Below are 17,915 nucleotides of genomic sequence, written 5' to 3' on the forward strand. Positions count from 1 at the left end.
GGGTGAGCTGATGCGCAACACCCTCCGCCTGCTCCTGGCAGCTCGCGACCCTGCCCGTGCACGACTCACCACGGCCACCGCCGTCTCGCTCGGTGTCCTCGCGAGCGCGCTCCTCACCAACCAGCTCATCGGACAGCTCCACGCCGAGCGCTCGCTCCTGAGCGTCGGCATCTTCCTGTCGATCATGGCCGGTGCCTCGGTCAAGGATCGTTCGCCACGAGAGCGCCTCGTCACGACGACGCTCCTCATTCCCGTCTCGGTGGCCGTGATCGCCCTCGCAGCGCTCCTCGCCCCGAACCGCATCCTCGCGATCGGCGCCTTCATCCTCGTCAGCGGAGCCGCAGTCTGGGTGCGCCGCTACGGCGCCAGGGCGGGCTCGCTCGGCACCGTCGCCTTCATGGGGTGCTTCTTCGCGCTCCTCATGAAGCCCACGCACGATCAGCTGCCGGCGCTGTGCCTGATCGCCCTCCTCGCCTGCACGACACAGCTCGGCGCGCGCGCGGCGCTTCTCCTGCAGAGACCCAGGCGGCAGCTGCTGCTGCTCTTCAGAGAGCTGCGGGCCGCGTCGGAGTCGGCGCTCGACGCCGCCTCGCGCCCCGGTCGCCCCGGAACCATGCGCCTGAGGCTCGCGCGCATAGACGCGACCAGCGAATCCATCGACGCGTGGCAGCGGAGCTCGGACGCCGAGCTGCACGCGGACGGTGACCCGAGGACGCTCGGCGATCGGGTCCTCGACGCCCGCGTCGACATTCAAGAGCTCTGCTACCTGCTGGCCCGCCTCACCGCGAGCGCCACCGATCTGCCCACCCAGCTCCATCGGGATCTCGCGCACCTCCGGACGGTGCTCGACGAGCGTGCTCCCGCGCGTGACATCAGCGCCGCTACCGAGTGGGCGACGGACATCATCGCGCATCGACCCTCGCAACGCGGCACCCGTCTCGGGGCGACGTTCGCGAGCTACCTCATCGCGCGCTGCGTTCACGCGCACGCCCGGCTGCGAGAGCTCACCATCGTCGACACGCGACCAGACCCGAGGCCGAGGTCTGGCTCAGGCTCGGCACAGCCGCACGTCTCGCTTGCCCCGAAGCAAGATCCCTGGACGCGCATGACGGTGCAGGCCATGGCCGCCGCATCGATCGCATCCATCGTCGGCGAGGCCATCTCCGCCTCGCATTGGTACTGGGCGGTCATCACCGCCTCCCTGATCTTCGCCGGAACCACCACAAGAGGCGGGATCCTCACGCGCGCCTTCCGTCGGATCCTCGGCACCGCCATCGGCATCATCGTCGGCGTCGCCGCGGTGGCCCTCGCCTCGGGGAACGTGAACGTGCTGAGCGCGATCTGCGTCCTCGGCGTCTTCGGGGCGCTCTACTTCGGGCCGCTCAACTACCTCTACTCGGCGCTCTTCACCACGACCATCCTCGTCGCCCTGTACCGCCTGCTCGGGAAGCTCGGCGCCGACGTCCTCGAGACTCGCATCGAGGAGACCATCGCGGGCGGCGTCATCGGCGTGCTCTGCGCCTACCTCATCCTCTCGTCCAGCTCGAAACCGGCGCTGGACGCCAAGGTGAACGCCTACCTGGACGCGTTGGATGCACTCCTCGGCAGACTGCTGGCGACCCCGGTGAACCCCGTCACGACCACCGCGCTCCGAACGGGACTTCGCACGCTGGAGCTCGCGCAAGGCGACGTCGACACCGCCGTCTCCGGCATGTCCACGGCCTTCCTCGTCACCGGCCCGAGGAGAACAGGGAACGCCGTGCACCTCATGTACATCGCCACGAGATCCGCAGCTCGTCTCGTCCAGCTCGACGGCGATCTCGCCCGGCCGGACCCGCTGGTGGCCGCCGCGATCTCGAGGGTCGCCGCGCGCGCATCCGCCGCCCGCCACGCGCTGGCCGAGGCTCGTGGCCAGCCCGCGATCGACAGGGACGCCGACGACCACCAGTCGGTCAACGCCCTGCTGCAGGACCAGGCCAGCTCCTTCGACCCCAGATCACCCTCCGGAGAAGCGCTGATCGCGCTGCTCCGGATGGACTGGACGCTCGCCCAGGTGATCGACGACAGCACGACTGAGCTGCCCCTCGAGCGCGGTGGACGGAACAGGAAGCGCGCACTCAAGGTGACCGTGCCACCCGTGTGACGGGGCGGCGACTCTGACGGCGGCGGACGATCGGTGCAACGAATCGGACGGACGGTCACACGCTCGACCCCGAGTTCGAGGATGCTTGGCACATGACCACAGGAACCATCCCCACCGTCGCTGCGACGCAGACTCCTCAGACGCAGACTCCCCCAAAGACGGCGTGGGCCGCCATCGCGGCCATGATGGCGACGAGCTTCGTCCTCGTCGTCGCCGAGTTCCTCCCGCCGAGCCTCCTGCCGTCCATGGCCGCCTCCCTCGGCATCACGGAGGGGCAGGCCGGGCAGACCGTCACCGTGACGGCGTTCGTCGGGTTCCTCACGGCCCCCACGATCGGCATCCTCGTGCCCCGCCTCGACCGTCGCACCCTGCTCGTGGTGCTCGCCGGCGCCGCCGCGCTCTCGAGCGCGGTCGTCGCCGTCGCGCCCGGGTTCGTGCTCCTGCTCATCGCCCGGCTCCTGCTCGGCGCGGCGCTCGGCGCCTTCTGGGCCATGTCCATCGCCATCGCCGCGAGCCTCTCCCAGCCCAAGCACCTGGGCAGGGCCATCATGCTCGTCAACACAGGCACCACGGTCGCGACCGTCGCCGGCGTGCCGCTCGGCAGCTACCTCGGCACGATCATGGACTGGCGCCTCATCTTCGCGAGCGTCGCCATCGTGACCGTCGTCGTCGCGATCGCGCTGCGACTGGCCCTCCCGCACGTTCCCCCGACCGCATCGAGCGGCGGCTTCCGCTCGCTCGTGGAGACGCTCCGCGTCCCCGGCATCCGCGTGGGACTGACCGGACACATCCTCACCGTCCTCGGCCACTTCGTGGCCTTCACGTACATCCGCCTCGCCATCGACCGAGTGCCCGGACTCGACGGGGTCGGCGTCGCCGCCCTGCTCGTCGCCTTCGGCATCGGCGGCGTCATCGGCAACTTCGTCGTGGGGCTGCTCGTCGACCGGCACCTCGCCGTGCTGCGATTCGCCGTGCCCCTCCTCATCGGCGTCTCGATCGGCATCGTCGCGCTCGCACCCGGTCAGATCTGGCTCGTCGCGGTCGCCGTCACCACGTGGGGCATCGGGTTCGGGGGCTGGCTCACGACGCTGGGAACGTGGATGGGTCGCCTGGTCCCCGACCGCATGGAATCGGGTGGCGGGCTCTCGGTTGCCGGCTTCCAGCTCGCCATCACCCTCGGTGCCGGTGTCGGCGGCCTGCTCATCGACCTGATCGGCGTCACGCCCGCACTTGTCGTCGCATCCGTATCGGCGATCGTCGGCGGTCTCATCTTCGGCAGCGCGCGCTTCCCCGGCCGCTCCAGCTGAGCGGTTCGCTTGGCCAGGTCGAGCGGATGCGCGTCAGGAGCTGGCGCGCATTCCTCGCTCCGACCGTGATCGCGCCTCGGCACGCCAGCGTCCGGGCGTGGAACCCGTGTGCCGTTGGAACGCGCGACTGAAGCCCGCCTGCGACTCGTAGCCGAGTCCGCTCGCGACAGCCCCGATCGTCAGCTCGCTCCGCAGGAGCAGCCCCTTGGCCGTCTCGATGCGCACGCGCGTCAGGTATCCGATGGGCGTCTCGCCGACGGACTCCTGGAACCGCGCGGCGAAGACCGAGCGCGACATCCGCGCGACGCGGGCGAGCTCGTCGAGCGTCCACGGGTCGCCCGGCTTCTGGTGGAGGGCTTCGAGGGCAGCCGCGAGCTGCGGCTCGGTGACGTCACGCAGCCAGCCTGCCGGCGCGCATCCGGCCTCGTTCCAGGCGCGGAGCGCCGTCGACACGATGGTCGTCGCGATGCGGCTGCAGATCACGGCGTCGCCCGGCCGAGTACGTGCGCCCTCGAGACTCCAAGCGCACGCCATGCCGTCGATGAGCGCCACCATCGAGGGCTCCTGCCCGGCGAAGTCACGCACGATCAGAGACGCCGGCAGCGCCTCGGCCGCGGTCTGCGCCTGTGGCGCCTCCTCGAAGCCGACGTCGATGAACTCGGCTTCGACGCTCGCGAGCACCGACGACACGTGCTCCCTGGGGAAGAAGACCAGATCACCCACCGCGAGGTCCACGACCGGTGCCCCCAAGGTCGAGAGTCGGACGCCGCCGCGGAAGACGAACACGAACCCCGGACCAGCATGGCGACGCACGATCGGCTCCCCAGCAGCGAGCCGATGGCGGTGCGATCCGATGAGCGTCCACTCCAGGGAGGCGAGGGCGCGGTCGAACGCGTCACTCGGGGGCGCCTGCAGCATCGTCGTCGTCACACTGAGTCGAACACCACGGACCCGGCGCTTGTTCCGCGCCTCACCGAAGCGCGCGCTCGTACCTCCGCCTGGCCACGATCTGCGCGACCCGGAGGAGCGGGAACAGCGTGCGCCAAGGCCCCGAGGGTGCAGGACGGGTCAGCGATCGGATCGTGAACTCGACCCGAGCATCCACTCGCCGGACGATGAATGCCTCCTCGCCCTGCACGGGATGCCCCGGGAGGGTCCGGTAGGCGAACCCAACCCTCGTCGGCTCGTCGACGACGGCCACGACCTCGACGGGCTCCTGGATGCGCACCCCAGCCCACCCGGCGATGATCGTCGGCCGCGCCCCCACAACTGCACGGGCCCCGTCCGGGTGCACCTCGAACCCGCTGCGCGTCTTGACTCGCCAGAAGAGCACGTCTGCCGCGGCGCGCTCCCACAGCGCATCCCCGTCGCCGAGGGTGACCGTCTTCTCGAAGCGTTGGAGCCGCCCCGTCTCAGGACGCCACACGCCGAGGTGCGGTTGCGTGAGCGCCTGCGAAATGGAGGTGGCCATGCCCCCAGCCTGGCATTCGGGCAACTCTTCGGCGAGCTCGGGTTCCGAAGCGCTCGGTTCCTGCGCCGCAGGTGCCCGGCCGCCTGAGCCGAAACTCCGTCGGGACGGTCAGCTCAGCAGGTGCGTCTGCCCGAACATGTCAGCGGTCGCGCGCGCCGTCGGCGTTCCCGCGTCGAGGTCCGCGCCCGCGTCCCGGAGCAGCCGTACGATCTCATCCTCGCCCTTGAAGAGCGCCCCCGCGATGGGCGACTGGTTCCGCGCATTGCACAGGTCCACATTGGCTCCGTGACGGATGAGCGCCTGGACGGCCCCCGCGTGGCCGCTGTACGCGGCGAGCATCAGCGCGGTGTTGCCGGCCGCGTCCTGCAGGTCGACCGGCATGCCCTGCTCGATGAGCTCCACCAGCGTCTGGCTGTCACCGCGGCGAGCGCAGCCCATCGCGAGCTCCGTCAGCGTCTCGACTTGTTCTGGCGTCAGTTCGGGCATGGCAACAGGGTATCCGCCGCTCCGGCTCGACTCGCTACGATGTGGACACCCCCGAGCATCGGAGCCCTCGTGAAGAACATCGGCGTCAGCATCGCAGTCGCGGCAGCAACCCTCCTGTTCCTCAGCGGATGCGCGCAGACAGCCGCGTCGGCGGCCGGCACCTGGGGCACCCCCGACTCGAGCGGGCAGGGCGAACCCGGCCTGCGTCTCTCGGATGACGGCAGGGTGACGGGCAACGACGGCTGCAACCGGCTCATGGGCGACTGGAGCGAGACCGACGGGAAGGTCGAGTTCGGCGCCCTCGCCTCGACGATGATGTTCTGCGAGGGCGTCGACACCTGGCTCGTCGGCGCCACGTCGGCCTCGGTCGACGGCGACTCGCTCGTGATCTACAACGAAGCCGGCGACGAGATCGGCGCGCTCCCCCGAAACTGACGCGCACCCCGGGCGACCACGGTCGATGCGGCAATCCGGGCGACGCGCACGCTCCGAATACCCCCACAGAGACCAGCACTGACCGGAGGGTAGGATTCTGCGTTGATCATGCTTTCCTTCCCCCAGCCTCAGCCAGTGCACTCGCGCATCGTCGGAGTCGGCTACGAGTCGCCGGAGCGCATCGTGACGAACGATGAGCTCTCGCAGACTCTCGACACGAGCGACGAGTGGATCACGTCACGCGTCGGCATCCGCGAGCGCCGACTTGCCGCAGACGGGCAGAGCGTCACCGACCTGGCCGCAGCTGCCGGCGTCAAGGCGCTCCTCTCCGCAGGCGTTCAGGGCACGGACATCGACATGGTCATCGTCGCGACGATGACGGCCATGGACCGTTCGCCGTCGACGGCCGCGCAGGTCGCGACCCGCATCGGCGCGACGCACCCCGTCGCCTTCGACCTCAACGCGGCATGCGCCGGCTTCTCGCAGGCGCTCGCCGTCGCCGACCAGGCGATCAGCGCCGGCTCCGCGAGCCGCGCCCTCATCATCGGCGCAGAGCGCATGAGCGACTTCATGGACTGGACCGACCGCACCACCGCCATCCTCATGGCAGACGGTGCCGGCGCGGTTGTGCTCGAGCGCAGCGAGACTCCCGGCGTCGCCCCCGTCGCATGGGGTTCGCAGCCGGAGCTCGGCAACCTCGTGCGCATCCAGCAGCCGTCCGGCCGCTTCGAGCAGGAGGGCCGCAGCGTCTTCCGCTGGGCCATCACGCAGGCGCAGCACGTCGCGATCGATGCGCTCGCGAAGGGCGGAGTGCGAGCGGACGAGCTCGTCGCGTTCGTCCCGCACCAGGCGAACCTGCGCATCATCGACGCCCTCGGCAAACAGCTCGGCCTCGCCGACGACGTGGTCGCTCGCGACGTCGTCTACTCGGGAAACACTTCAGCCGCCTCCATCCCCATCGCGCTCGCCAAGCAGGTCGAGGCTGGCGTCGCGGAGCCCGGTGGACCCGCCCTGCTGCTCGGCTTCGGCGGCGGATTCTGCTACTCGGGTCAGGTCATCGCGTTCCCCGAGGTCCGCAACCCCGCGTAGACGCCACAAGCGTCCCCCGCGCGCGCCCGGCACTCCGTAGCTCCGCGCATGCCCGCTTGCTCGCCCCGCGAGATCCCGTTTCGGGATGGAAAAGTAACTTCGAGCCGGGAAGATTCCCCGAACGAAGTGACTTACCCAGCCCGAAGTCCTGGAGGGGCAGGAGCGGCTCGCGCATGCCCGCACAAACCCCGTACGCCCCTCGCTGCCCCCGCCAGATCCCGTCTCGGGATGGAAAAGTCACTTCGTACCGGGAAGATTCCCCGAACGAAGTGACTTACCCAGCCCGAAGCACGGGAGGCGAGGCGGGCGAGCTACGGCGAGGCGCGCGCGAGGGACCGAGCTGCGGACGCTAGCTGTATTGACCCGTGAGGTTGTGAACGCGGTCTGAGGGGCGTTGGCCGCCGATTCCGGTGTGGGGTCTGTGGTGATTGTAGTGATGGAGCCAGGTGTCGTAGGTCGCGGCTCTGGCTTCATCGCTGCCGCCCTCGCGCGTCGCCGCCCTCCCGCTCCGCCGCTGCTCGAATGGGGCGCTTTCACCCCGTGTTGCGGCCGAGGACGGGGTGAAATCGACCTATCCGTGGGGCTCGGCCTGCAAAATCTCGCGCTCGGTTCGGAAGTTGCGCCGCGACCCGCTACGATAGGTGAGTCTTGGAGACGTCGCATAGTCCGGCCGAGTGCACCACCCTGCTAAGGTGGAGTCCCCTTTGAGGGGACCAGGGGTTCAAATCCCCTCGTCTCCGCTCTGCAGAGAACACCAAGATGAAGCCCCGGTACGAGCCCAGCTCGGAGCCGGGGTTTCGTGCATCCATCTGCGTCAACGTGCATGCGTGTGCGTCCACCTGCATCCAGCGCCCAGCCGGCTCGCTGCCCGCGCTTCCCGTCGAGCCCGGCGCAATACAATGCCCATCATGGGCGAATCCCGCAGGAGGAGCTCCTCGAAGGCAGAAAGCTCCCCGACTCCTGGCATCTCGAAGGTCATCAACAACAACGTTGTGATCCAGATCGATGGGGCCGGGCAGGAGCGTGTGCTGATGGGGCGCGGTCTCGGCTTCCAGTTGAAGCCGGGCGACCTCATCGACCCCTCGAGGGTGGAGAAGACGTTTGTGCTCGCGACGGGCAGCGAGGGCGACCAGGCCCTGCAGCTGCTGAGCGCCGTGCCGTACCCCGTGGTCGAGGCGGTCATGAGCGCGGTCGACGAGGCCGAGCGGATGCTGGGGCGCGACCTCGGCAAGCGACTTCCCCTCGCGGTCATCGACCACATCCAGTACGTGCTCGAACGCCTCGATCGGGGCATCCGCATTCCGGCGACGTCGATGCCGGAGCTGCGCGTGCTGCACCCGCAGGAGTTCGCGGCGTCGAAGCACATGGCGAAGGTCATCTCCTCGGCCCTCGACCGGGAGCTCCCGCCGGAGGAGGCCGTGTTCCTGACGATGCACGTGCTGAACTCGACGCGCGACGAGCCCGACGGCACCTCCGCCCTGCTCTTCCGCCGCGTCCAGCACGTGGTCGTGACCGTCGAAGCCGGCCTCGGTGTCGACCTCGACGTCGATAGCCACGACTACGCGCGCTTCGTGCTGCACATCCAGTTCCTCCTCCAGCGGCTCGTGTCGCGCAGCATGCTCCGCTCCACGGACTCGTCGTTCTTCGACTTCACGAAGCGCACGTACCCGCGCTCGTTCGCGATCGCCGAGCAGGTGAAGGGGTACGTGCGGGAGGCGACGGGGGTCGAGCTGACCGACGAGGAGCTCCTGTACGTGACCGTCCACATCGAACGGCTTGCGCAGCACATTGCCTATGGCACAGACGTGGAGCCGATGCTAGAGTGACTGCCGCAGGGCAATGAAGTCCTGCGGAATCCTTGGATTGTTACCGGTCAAGCGGGCAAAACCTGAACTCATATCGCCGAAATGGCGGTGTTCGAGTTCAGGTTTTTTTGTTGCCCAAAATCTGCCGGTTCGGCCCAGGGGCTCCAGACCGAATTGCCGCCGATGGCGGGAGAAGGAGAGCGGTCCCATGGATCACTCAAGAGTTGCAGCGGATGTGCTCAAGGGCGTCGGCGGCGAAGAGAACGTCAAGTCGGTCGTGCACTGCATGACCCGCCTGCGCTTCGCGATCAGGGATGATGCGAAGATCGACAAGGCCGCGGTCAAGGCCATCCCGGGCGTCATCACGACGGCCGAGGCCGGCGGCCAGTACCAGGTTGTCATCGGCAACGAGGTCCCGGAGGTGTACGCCGAGCTCGGCAAGATCTCGAACCTCGTCGCGGGCACGCAGACGGCGACGGTCGATCCTGACGAGCCGAAGAAGAATCTCTTCAACCGCTTCATCTCGATGATCGCGGCGCTGTTCACCCCCCTGCTGTGGGCGCTCGCCGGCACCGGTCTGCTGAAGGCATTCCTTTCCGCCGCGGCGACCTTCGGCTGGATCGCCACCGACACGACGACGTACCTCGTCCTCAACGCGCTCTCTGACGCGTTCATCAACTTCCTGCCGATGGCGCTCGCGATCACGGCGGCCCGCTACTTCAAGGCCTCCGAGTGGACCTCGTTCGCGATCGCCGGCGCGCTGGTCTACCCGACGATCACTCCACTGGTCGGATCCGAGGGGCTGACGTTCTTCGGGATCCCGTTCACGATGGTCAGCTACGTCTCCAGCGTCATCCCGATCATCCTCATCGTGTGGCTGCAGAGCTACGCGGAGAAGTTCCTCTACGCGAAGCTGCACTCCTCGGTCCGCCGCTTCCTGACGCCCATGATCGTGGTGCTGATCGCGGTGCCCCTCGTGTTCGTCGTCGTCGGCCCGATCTCCGCGCTGCTGAGCGGATGGCTCGGCGAGGGCATCGGCTGGATCTTCGCGAACGTCCCATGGCTCGGCGGCGCGATCATGGGTGGTCTGTGGCAGGTCTTCGTCATCTTCGGACTCCACTGGGGCTTCGTGCCGCTGTTCACGCTCGAGTTCCAGGCAACAGGTCAGATCCTGCTGATCGGCCCCGTGTTCGCTGCCGTCCTCGCGCAGTCCGCGGCCGTCGCCGGCGTGTGGGTCCGCACTCGCGACAAGAAGCTCAAGTCGCTCGCCGCGCCCGCCACGCTGTCCGGCTTCCTCGCCGGCATCACCGAGCCCGCGATCTACGGCATCAACCTGCCCCTCAAGCGCCCCTTCATCTTCGGCGTCATCGGTGGCGCACTCGGCGGGGCGATCATCGCCATGGGCGGCGTCTTCTCCACCGCCTTCGTCGTTCCCTCCGGCCTGGCGCTGCCTGCGCTCTTCGGCAACGGCAACATGGTCTTCCTCGGACTCGGCCTGGTCGCGGCGATCGTGGTGTCGTTCCTCCTCACCGTCATCCTCGGATTCAAGGACCCGGTGGATGAGGAAGCTCCCGTCACGGCCGCAAGCAACGACCTCGAGATCCGCAGCCCCCTCGATGGCACCGCGGTTGCGCTGTCCGAGGTGTCCGACCCCGTCTTCGCCGGCGGTGTGCTCGGCAAGGGCGCAGCGGTCATCCCCAGCTCCGGCGCCGTCTACGCACCCTTCGACGGTGTCGTGGCAGCCGCCTTCCCGACGGGCCACGCGGTGGGCCTGCGCCACGCGGACGGCGCCGAGGTGCTCATCCACATCGGTGTCGACACGGTGAAGCTGGGCGGCCAGCACTTCACGATGAAGGTCGAGTCTGGTCAGGCCGTGAAGGCTGGCGAGCTGCTCATCGAGTTCGACGTCGACGCCGTCAAGGCGGCGGGCTACGACATCACGACGCCCGTCATCATCACGAATTCCGAGCTGTACCCGGAGATCACGAGCCAGGTGACCGGCCCCATCTCGCACGGAGAGTCGCTGTACCTGGCCAAGTCGGTCGAGACCGTGGCACTCGCCAAGTAGCCGCATCCACACCGCACGACTTCACGCACCAACGCATCGCAGAACGAAGGAGACACGCGAATGACGACAACGAACTTCCCAGACGGATTCCTCTGGGGCGGCGCGACCGCAGCCAACCAGCTCGAGGGCGGCTACCTCGACGGGGGCAAGGGCCTCTCCATCCAGGACGTCATGCCGAAGGGCATCATGGCGCCGCCGACCGAGGGGCCGACGGACGACAACCTCAAGCACGTCGGCATCGACTTCTACAACCGCTACGCGGAGGACATCGCGCTCTTCGCCGAGATGGGGTTCAAGACGTTCCGCTTCTCGATCGCCTGGAGCCGCATCTTCCCGAAGGGCGACGAGCTGGAGCCCAACGAAGAGGGCCTCGCGTTCTACGACCGCGTGCTCGACGAGCTGGAGAAGCACGGCATCGAGCCGCTCGTCACGATCTCGCACTACGAGACGCCGCTGCACCTCGCGCAGCAGTACGACGGCTGGGTGAGCCGCGAGCTCATCGGCTTCTACGAGCGCTACGCCCGAGTGCTGTTCGAGCGCTACGGCTCGCGAGTGAAGTACTGGCTCACGTTCAACGAGATCAACTCGGTGCTGCACGCCCCGCTCCTGAGCGGTGGCATCCTCACGCCGAAGGAGCAGCTCAGCGAGCAGGACCTGTACCAGGCCATCCACCACGAGCTCGTCGCCTCGGCGCTCGCGACGAAGATCGCGCACGAGGTCGCCCCGAATGCGCAGGTCGGCTGCATGCTCATCGCCATGCCGGTCTACCCGCTCACGCCGAGCCCCGCGGATGCGCTCAAGGTCATGGACGTCGACCACTCGAACCTCATGTTCGGCGACGTGCACGTGCGCGGCGAGTACCCGGGCTTCGCGCTGCGCCTCTTCAAGGAGAAGGGCATCGACCTCAACATCACGGATGAGGACCGCGAGATCCTGAAGAACACGGTCGACTTCATCTCGTTCAGCTACTACATGAGCATCGCCGAGACGGCGGATCCCGCTGCCGGCGCCGGTGAAGGCAACATCATGGGCGGCGTGCCCAACCCGACGCTCGAGAAGAGCGAGTGGGGCTGGGCGATCGACCCGACCGGCCTGCGCATCGTCATGAACCAGTTCTGGGAGCGGTGGCAGAAGCCGCTGTTCATCGTCGAGAACGGGCTCGGGGCGAAGGATCAGCTCGTCGAGATCGACGGCGTGAAGACCGTCGATGACGGCTACCGCATCGCCTACCTCAACGACCACCTCGTGCAGGCAGGCGAAGCGATCGCTGACGGCGTCGAGCTGCTCGGCTACACGACGTGGGGCTGCATCGACCTCGTCTCGGCGAGCACGGCGCAGCTGAGCAAGCGATACGGCTTCATCTACGTCGACCGCAACGACGACGGCTCCGGCACGCTCGAGCGCTACAAGAAGAAGTCGTTCGACTGGTACGCCGAGGTCATCCGCACCAACGGAGGCAGCCTGCAGGCGTAACGGCCAGCATCCCGAGCCCCGGTATCCGGCCCTCGCGGCCGGACGCCGGGGCCGGCACTCGCAGGAGGCGGGTCGCGCACATCGCGCGGCCCGCCTTTTCGCGTTGATCGGGCGAGCGCGCGGGCTCTGCCGGGCGGGTGCCGGGCGGGCCTGTCCAACATCAGTGCAATATCGGCCGTTCCAGGCCCCCAGGGCCGAGTTCGGCCACTTTCTGCACTGATGTTGGACGGTCGACGCGGGAAGCGACCGGTCGTCTCGGACCGCGCGACCGGACTGTCCGCGGCGCGGCCCGCCGCGCGTGTTGCCTGTGAGGCAACTCGGAGTCGAGCGTGCGCCACTTTCTGACGCGGTTGATGACGCAACGTGACGCTGCCTGAAGCCCCACAACGTTCGGCGAAGGGAAGCGACGGCCGCGCCTGTTCACGCCATCAGCGCTTCCGTACCTTTCGAGGGATCCTTCCCGCCTCCCGTCGAAAGGCCAGCATGCCCACCGAGCTCGCCACCCCAGCGCCGACCGCACAGCTCTCCTCGCTCGAGGGAGCGGGGCCCCTGCAGCGGGTCATCGACGAGCTGCAGGCGGAGCTGCCGCAGCTCGAGGTGCGCGCGCCCTCGGCTCTGACGCGCGAGTACGCGGTGGATGCGAGCACGAGGGGCCGCCTCGCTGGCATCGACCTCGGCCCGGCCGTCGCGTTCCCGAGCACGGCGGCTGAAGTGCAGGTGGTCGTGCGGACGGCTGCCGAGCATGGCATCGCGGTGGTGCCGCGCGGCGCTGGCTCCGGCCTCGCAGGAGGCGCGACCGCCGACGCTCGGCAGCTGGTCGTCTCGACGGAGCGCCTCAACCGGGTCGTCGAGGTGAGCCCGCTGGACGAGGTCGCCGTGGTCGAGCCTGGCGTCATCAACGCCGACCTCAACCGGCACCTCGAGCCATACGGCCTCTTCTACGCGCCGGACCCGGCCAGCTGGGACATCTCGTCCATCGGCGGCAACATCGCCACCAACGCTGGCGGGCTGCGCTGCGCGAAGTACGGGGTGACGCGCGAGTCGATCCTCGCGCTCGACGTCGTGCTCGCCGACGGCACGCTCGTGCACGTCGGCCACCGCTCCATCAAGGGCGTCACGGGCCTCGACCTCGTCTCCCTCTTCGTCGGATCGGAGGGCATCCTCGGCATCGTCGTCGCGGCGACCGTGCGCCTGCGTCCGATCCCCGTCGCCCGCCGCACGGTGTCAGCGTTCTTCGCGACGACGGCAGCGGGCGCGGATGCGCTCTCCGCCATCACCCGCAGCACGGTGCGCCCCAGCGTCGTCGAGTTCTTCGACTCCCGCACGCTCGCGAACATCGACGCGCACAGCGGCAGCACGCTCACCGCCCGCGGTGGCGCCCTGCTGCTCATCGAGCTCGACGGCTACGGCATCGACGAGCAGTCCGCTGACCTCCGCGCGGCGCTCGAAGCAGTCGGCGGGCTCGTCACCGAGGAGACCGTCGAGGACGGTGAGTCCCTGTGGGAGCTGCGCCGTTCAGGGCGCGGCTTCGATCCCGCCGAGTGGTTCGCGGGCGGCGACATCGCCGTTCCCAAGTCGCGCATCCCCGAGATCTTCGCCCATTTCCCGGTCGTCGAGGAGCGCTTCGGTGTCACGGTGGGCGCTGTCGCCCACGCCGGCGACGGCAACCTGCACCCCGTCATCACGCTCCGCATCCCGGAGGGAGCGGACCCGGCCGTCGTCCCGCCGCAGCTGCACGACGCGGCCGTCGCCCTCGCCGAGTTCGCGCTCGAGCTCGGCGGAACCGTGAGCGGTGAGCACGGCATCGGCTCCTCGAAGCTCGACCTCGCAGCCCTCGAGCTGTCCGAGCGGAACCGCGAGGCGCAGCACGCCATCAAGCGCGCGCTCGACCCCGCCGCGCTCTTCAACCCGGGCAAGGCCATCTGACCCGGGCCCCGAGCGCCCCATCCCGAGCATCCGCTCACCAGCACACGCACCAACACCCACCGTCCCACCGCTCTCCCCAACGCAGACCCCGAGAAAGCAGCCACCATCATGTCGACACGACACCCACGACTCCGACGGAAACTCGCCGCAGCCATCGGCGTGCTCGCCAGCATGTCGCTGCTCGCAGCCTGCGCGACCTCCGACGCCGCCCCAGGGGCTGCGGGTGAGGGGGAGCCGAAGAACGGCGGCGACATCACGTTCCTCATCGACTCCCTCGGCGACAGCTGGATCCCCAACAACAGCGCCATCTCCAGCTACCAGGGGCACGTCTGGGGCCACGTCACCGACAAGCTCGTGTACGTCGACGGCGAGGGCAACGTCAGCCCGTGGGTCGCGGAGAGCTGGGAGCAGAACGACGACGCGACGGAGTACACGCTGCACCTCAAGGACGGCGTGACCTTCTCGGACGGCACCCCCGTCGACGCCGCGGCGGTCGTCGCGAACCTCGACATCTGGGCCAAGGGCGACCCCGACCGCGGCATCAACCGCATCGGGCTGTTCCCCGCCGCGAACTACGACGGTGCGACCGCGGTCGATGCGGCGACCGTCGAGGTGAAGTTCTCGAAGCCCACCCTCGGTTTCATCCCGACGCTCGGCTACCACGGCTCGATCCTCACCTCCCCGGCCGTCATCGCGCTGCCGGCTGAGGAGCAGGCCGACCTCAGCAACTTCGTTGGGAGCGGCCCGTTCACGGTCGAGTCCTGGCAGGAGGGGCAGGACGTGGTCCTGACCAAGCGCGAGGACTACACCTGGGGTCCGGAGGCGCTCGAGCATACGGGCCCCGCGTTCCTCGACTCCATCACCTACCAGATCGTCGCCGAGCCGTCGCTTCGCACCTCCTCGGTGCAGGCGGGCCAGGCGGATGTCGCCTACAACACCTCCCCGCAGGAGCTGGATGCGCTCGCCGACGAGGGCCTCGAGGTCGCGGTTCCCCGCTACCTGGGCTTCGTCAACGGCTACGCGCTGAACACGCAGGTCGCTCCGTTCAACGAGACCGAGGTGCGTCAGGCATTCCAGCACGGCATCGACCGCGACGAGATCCTCTCCACCGTGTACACGGAGGACTGGGAGGCCGCGGAGACGTTCATCCAGAGCAACGTTCCAGAGGCGACGGACCACAGCGACGCCTTCGCGTTCGACCCGGAGGAGTCGAAGAAGCTGCTGGATGCGGCCGGCTGGACGGAAGGCGCTGACGGCATCCGCTCGAAGAACGGCGAGACCCTCGCCGTGACGCTCTACCCGAACCCCTACCTCGCCACCTCGCAGTCGGTCGACGAGCTCGTGGCGCAGCAGCTGAAGAAGATCGGCTTCGACGTGAAGATCGAGGCGTACGACGTCGTCACGTACGGCGAGCGCGTGCTGAACAGCGGCGTCGAGATCCCGGCCACCGAGATCACGCGCAGCTTCATCGACGTGGGCACGGTCGCGGGCATCCTCACGAGCCTCAACGAGGGCGACGAGGACTGGTTCGGCGTGGGCACGAGCGACACGAAGCTCAACGAGTACGCCGAGGGCATCTCGAGCTCGAGCGACACCGAGGCACGTGCGGCGCTCGCCGACGAGCTGCAGGGGTACGTGCTCGAGCAGGGCTACTTCGCCCCGATCACGCAGATCGTGCAGCGCGTCTACGTGCAGTCGCCGAACCTGCACGGCGTCACGTACAACGGCGTCGCGTACGCCAACTACGCCACGGCCTGGGTCGACTAGGCCCCGGCCGGCGGGAGGGGATCGGCATGAGACACAACTACACGCGCTTCGCGCTGAGGCGCACGGGCCAGGCGATCATCGTCGTGCTGCTCGCCTACGTCTTCACGTTCTTCGTCATCAGCGTGCTGCCGGGGGACCCGGTCACGAGCACGCTGCGCAACCCCGACAATGGGTTCACGGAGGAGGAGATCGCCCGCATCGTGGCCTACTACGGCCTCGACCAGCCGCTGCTCGTGCAGCTGTGGGGTTCGCTCACGAGGTTCGTCGTCGGTGACTTCGGCATCTCGCTGCGCTCGAACCTGCCTGTCGCCGACCTCATCGGGGATGCGCTGCCCTCGACGCTCGCGCTCGCGGGCAGCGCCCTCCTCGTGGCGGTTGTGCTTGCCGTGCTCATCGCGTTCGGCACGCAGGTGGTGCCGGCCCGCTACGGCCAGGGCATCCTGCGCGCATTCCCGTCGCTGTTCCTGTCGGTGCCGAACTTCGTCATCGGCCTGCTCCTCATCAACGTGTTCGCGTTCGGACTCGGCCTGTTCCGCATCGTCGACCCGGAGAGCGCGTGGGCGACGTTCTTCGCCGCCGTCGCCCTCGGCATCCCGGTCTCCGCGCAGATCGCGGAGGTGCTCATCACGAACCTCGACCACGCGTCCTCGCAGGAGTACGCGTCGGTGGCGCGCTCTCGCGGTCTCACGCAGCGGCGGCTCTTCACGCGGCACCTCCTGAAGCCGTCGGCGCTGCCCGCGGTGACGGTGCTCGCGCTCACGGTGGGCGAGCTGCTCGGCGGTTCCCTCATCACGGAGGCCGTCTTCGGGCGCAGTGGCATCGGCAGCATCGTGCAGCGGGCCGTCGCCAGCCAGGACCTGCCGGTGCTGCAGGCGGTCGTCGGCCTCGCCGCTGTCGTCTTCGTGCTCGTCAACCTGCTCGCCGACCTGGCCTACCCGATCCTCGATCCGCGTGTCGACATCGAAGGAAACCGCAAGAAGGGCGGGCCCGTCATCGGGGATGCGGATGCGTCGGCACCCGAGTCCCCCTCGCCCCAGTCCGACTCCCCACTCAAGGAAGAGGCGAGCATCGTATGACCTCCGCAGTTCTGAACGCCGCACCGGGCGCGACCGGCTCTCGCAGTCCCAGGGCCGCGTTCAAGGTCCGCGCGATCGGCGGCTTCCCCCCGACGGTCGTGCTGTCGTTCGTCGTCATCGTCCTGGTGCTCGCCTGGTCGCTGCTGCCCGGAGTCTTCACGTCCTACAGTCCGGTCGACGGCGTCCCCGCCGACAAGTTCCTGGCGCCCAGCGCGCAGCACTGGTTCGGCACCGATCACCTCGGACGCGACCAGTTCGCCCGGGTCGTCTTCGGCACGCAGTCCTCGATCTCGTCGGCACTGGTCGCCGTGATCATCGGCGTCGTCGTGGGCGGCGCGATCGGTCTCATCGGCGGATTCATCGGCTCCTGGACCGACACGGTGCTCGCCAGGTTCGTGGATGTGCTGCTCGCCATCCCCAGCTTCCTCCTCGCCGTCGTCATCGTCTCCTCCCTCGGCTTCCAGACCATCAACGCCGCGATCGCCACTGGCGTCTCCGCCGTCGCGGTGTTCGCCCGTGTCATGAGATCCGAGGTGCTCAAGACGCGTCGGGCCACGTTCGTGGAGGCCGCCTACCTCCAGGGCGGGTCGAAGTGGCACGTGCTCGGCCGCCACGTCCTCCCGAACGCGTCTCGCTCCGTCCTGGCGCTGGCGGTGCTGCAGTTCGGGCTCTCGATCCTCGTCATCGCGGGCCTCGCGTTCCTCGGCTACGGTGACCCGCCGCCCGCATCCGACTGGGGGCTGCTCATCTCCAACGGCAAGGACTACCCGCGGGCGCCCTGGCTCGTGCTGTGGCCAGCGCTGGTCACCATCGCGACGGTGCTCTCCGTCAACCGCATCAGCCGGTGGCTCCGGCAGACGTCCTGACCG

14 protein-coding genes, 1 tRNA gene and 1 pseudogene are annotated in these 17,915 nt (G+C 68.7%); 12 read left to right on the forward strand and 4 right to left on the reverse strand.

The annotated features are described in order from the left end of the window. Positions 1–10: 10 nt before the first annotated feature. Positions 11–2,143 (forward strand): FUSC family protein, encoded by a 2,133-nt coding sequence (locus tag GV007_RS12745; protein WP_160073082.1) that lies wholly within the window; start codon positions 11–13, stop codon positions 2,141–2,143. Between the two features lie 92 nt (positions 2,144–2,235). Beyond that, complete coding sequence (locus GV007_RS12750; RefSeq protein WP_160073084.1) at positions 2,236–3,450, forward strand: MFS transporter; 1,215 nt, start codon at positions 2,236–2,238, stop codon at positions 3,448–3,450. A 33-nt stretch (positions 3,451–3,483) separates the two neighbouring features. Here GV007_RS12750 and GV007_RS19065 read toward each other — a convergent pair whose 3' ends face one another. The 3 genes from GV007_RS19065 to GV007_RS12765 all read right to left on the reverse strand — a co-directional run bounded on the left by GV007_RS19065 (position 3,484) and on the right by GV007_RS12765 (position 5,407). Then, positions 3,484–4,380: a helix-turn-helix transcriptional regulator gene (locus GV007_RS19065; protein ID WP_201297690.1), complete on the reverse strand. Its 897-nt coding sequence runs from the start codon at positions 4,378–4,380 to the stop codon at positions 3,484–3,486. Between the two features lie 40 nt (positions 4,381–4,420). Continuing rightward, positions 4,421–4,921: a DUF1990 family protein gene (locus GV007_RS12760; protein ID WP_160073086.1), complete on the reverse strand. Its 501-nt coding sequence runs from the start codon at positions 4,919–4,921 to the stop codon at positions 4,421–4,423. 108 nt (positions 4,922–5,029) lie between these two features. After that, a complete protein-coding gene (locus GV007_RS12765; protein WP_160073088.1) occupies positions 5,030–5,407 on the reverse strand; it encodes an ankyrin repeat domain-containing protein in 378 nt (125 codons plus the stop codon). A gap of 39 nt (positions 5,408–5,446) precedes the next feature. Here GV007_RS12765 and GV007_RS12770 point away from each other — a divergent pair, with 39 nt between their 5' ends. Then, complete coding sequence (locus tag GV007_RS12770) at positions 5,447–5,842, forward strand: META domain-containing protein (RefSeq protein ID WP_160073090.1); 396 nt, start codon at positions 5,447–5,449, stop codon at positions 5,840–5,842. Between the two features lie 108 nt (positions 5,843–5,950). Next, entirely contained in the window at positions 5,951–6,931 is a 981-nt protein-coding gene (locus GV007_RS12775; RefSeq protein WP_160073092.1) for a beta-ketoacyl-ACP synthase III, read from the forward strand. A 349-nt stretch (positions 6,932–7,280) separates the two neighbouring features. Here the strand turns inward: GV007_RS12775 and GV007_RS12780 are convergent. After that, a pseudogene (locus GV007_RS12780) lies at positions 7,281–7,409 on the reverse strand (integrase core domain-containing protein); the annotation flags it as partial. A gap of 172 nt (positions 7,410–7,581) precedes the next feature. Between GV007_RS12780 and GV007_RS12785 the strand changes: the two are divergent. From GV007_RS12785 to GV007_RS12820, 8 genes are all read left to right on the forward strand, one after another. Then, positions 7,582–7,671, forward strand: a tRNA-Ser gene (locus GV007_RS12785). Positions 7,672–7,839: 168 nt separating this feature from the next. After that, positions 7,840–8,757 carry a PRD domain-containing protein gene (locus GV007_RS12790; RefSeq protein WP_104342118.1) on the forward strand — a complete coding sequence of 306 codons (918 nt, stop codon included), beginning with the start codon at positions 7,840–7,842 and terminating at the stop codon, positions 8,755–8,757. Positions 8,758–8,944: 187 nt separating this feature from the next. After that, on the forward strand, positions 8,945–10,804 hold the full coding sequence (locus tag GV007_RS12795) for a beta-glucoside-specific PTS transporter subunit IIABC (protein ID WP_160073094.1): 1,860 nt from the start codon (positions 8,945–8,947) through the stop codon (positions 10,802–10,804). Positions 10,805–10,864: 60 nt separating this feature from the next. Then, entirely contained in the window at positions 10,865–12,277 is a 1,413-nt protein-coding gene (locus GV007_RS12800) for a glycoside hydrolase family 1 protein (RefSeq protein ID WP_104244338.1), read from the forward strand. Between the two features lie 483 nt (positions 12,278–12,760). Further along, positions 12,761–14,203 (forward strand): FAD-binding oxidoreductase, encoded by a 1,443-nt coding sequence (locus GV007_RS12805; protein ID WP_160073096.1) that lies wholly within the window; start codon positions 12,761–12,763, stop codon positions 14,201–14,203. Between the two features lie 108 nt (positions 14,204–14,311). Beyond that, positions 14,312–15,970 carry an ABC transporter substrate-binding protein gene (locus GV007_RS12810; protein WP_160073098.1) on the forward strand — a complete coding sequence of 553 codons (1,659 nt, stop codon included), beginning with the start codon at positions 14,312–14,314 and terminating at the stop codon, positions 15,968–15,970. A gap of 26 nt (positions 15,971–15,996) precedes the next feature. Further along, complete coding sequence (locus GV007_RS12815; RefSeq protein WP_160073100.1) at positions 15,997–17,046, forward strand: ABC transporter permease; 1,050 nt, start codon at positions 15,997–15,999, stop codon at positions 17,044–17,046. Then, complete coding sequence (locus GV007_RS12820) at positions 17,043–17,912, forward strand: ABC transporter permease (RefSeq protein WP_160073102.1); 870 nt, start codon at positions 17,043–17,045, stop codon at positions 17,910–17,912. The genes GV007_RS12815 and GV007_RS12820 overlap by 4 nt, the downstream gene beginning before the upstream one ends. The last annotated feature ends 3 nt before the right edge of the window (positions 17,913–17,915 follow it).

The sequence above is a fragment of the Pseudoclavibacter sp. 8L genome, from assembly GCF_902506465.1.
Taxonomy (GTDB): domain Bacteria; phylum Actinomycetota; class Actinomycetes; order Actinomycetales; family Microbacteriaceae; genus Pseudoclavibacter.

Coding starts and splice junctions, on each gene's coding strand:
- GV007_RS12750 (WP_160073084.1), top strand. CDS start 2,236: ATGACCACAGGAACCATCCCCACCGTCGCTGCGACGCAGACTCCTCAG.
- GV007_RS12810 (WP_160073098.1), top strand. CDS start 14,312: ATGTCGACACGACACCCACGACTCCGACGGAAACTCGCCGCAGCCATC.
- GV007_RS12815 (WP_160073100.1), top strand. CDS start 15,997: ATGAGACACAACTACACGCGCTTCGCGCTGAGGCGCACGGGCCAGGCG.
- GV007_RS12775 (WP_160073092.1), top strand. CDS start 5,951: ATGCTTTCCTTCCCCCAGCCTCAGCCAGTGCACTCGCGCATCGTCGGA.
- GV007_RS12790 (WP_104342118.1), top strand. CDS start 7,840: ATGGGCGAATCCCGCAGGAGGAGCTCCTCGAAGGCAGAAAGCTCCCCG.
- GV007_RS12795 (WP_160073094.1), top strand. CDS start 8,945: ATGGATCACTCAAGAGTTGCAGCGGATGTGCTCAAGGGCGTCGGCGGC.
- GV007_RS12820 (WP_160073102.1), top strand. CDS start 17,043: ATGACCTCCGCAGTTCTGAACGCCGCACCGGGCGCGACCGGCTCTCGC.
- GV007_RS12770 (WP_160073090.1), top strand. CDS start 5,447: ATGTGGACACCCCCGAGCATCGGAGCCCTCGTGAAGAACATCGGCGTC.
- GV007_RS12760 (WP_160073086.1), bottom strand. CDS start 4,921: ATGGCCACCTCCATTTCGCAGGCGCTCACGCAACCGCACCTCGGCGTG.
- GV007_RS12745 (WP_160073082.1), top strand. CDS start 11: ATGCGCAACACCCTCCGCCTGCTCCTGGCAGCTCGCGACCCTGCCCGT.
- GV007_RS12800 (WP_104244338.1), top strand. CDS start 10,865: ATGACGACAACGAACTTCCCAGACGGATTCCTCTGGGGCGGCGCGACC.
- GV007_RS12765 (WP_160073088.1), bottom strand. CDS start 5,407: ATGCCCGAACTGACGCCAGAACAAGTCGAGACGCTGACGGAGCTCGCG.
- GV007_RS12805 (WP_160073096.1), top strand. CDS start 12,761: ATGCCCACCGAGCTCGCCACCCCAGCGCCGACCGCACAGCTCTCCTCG.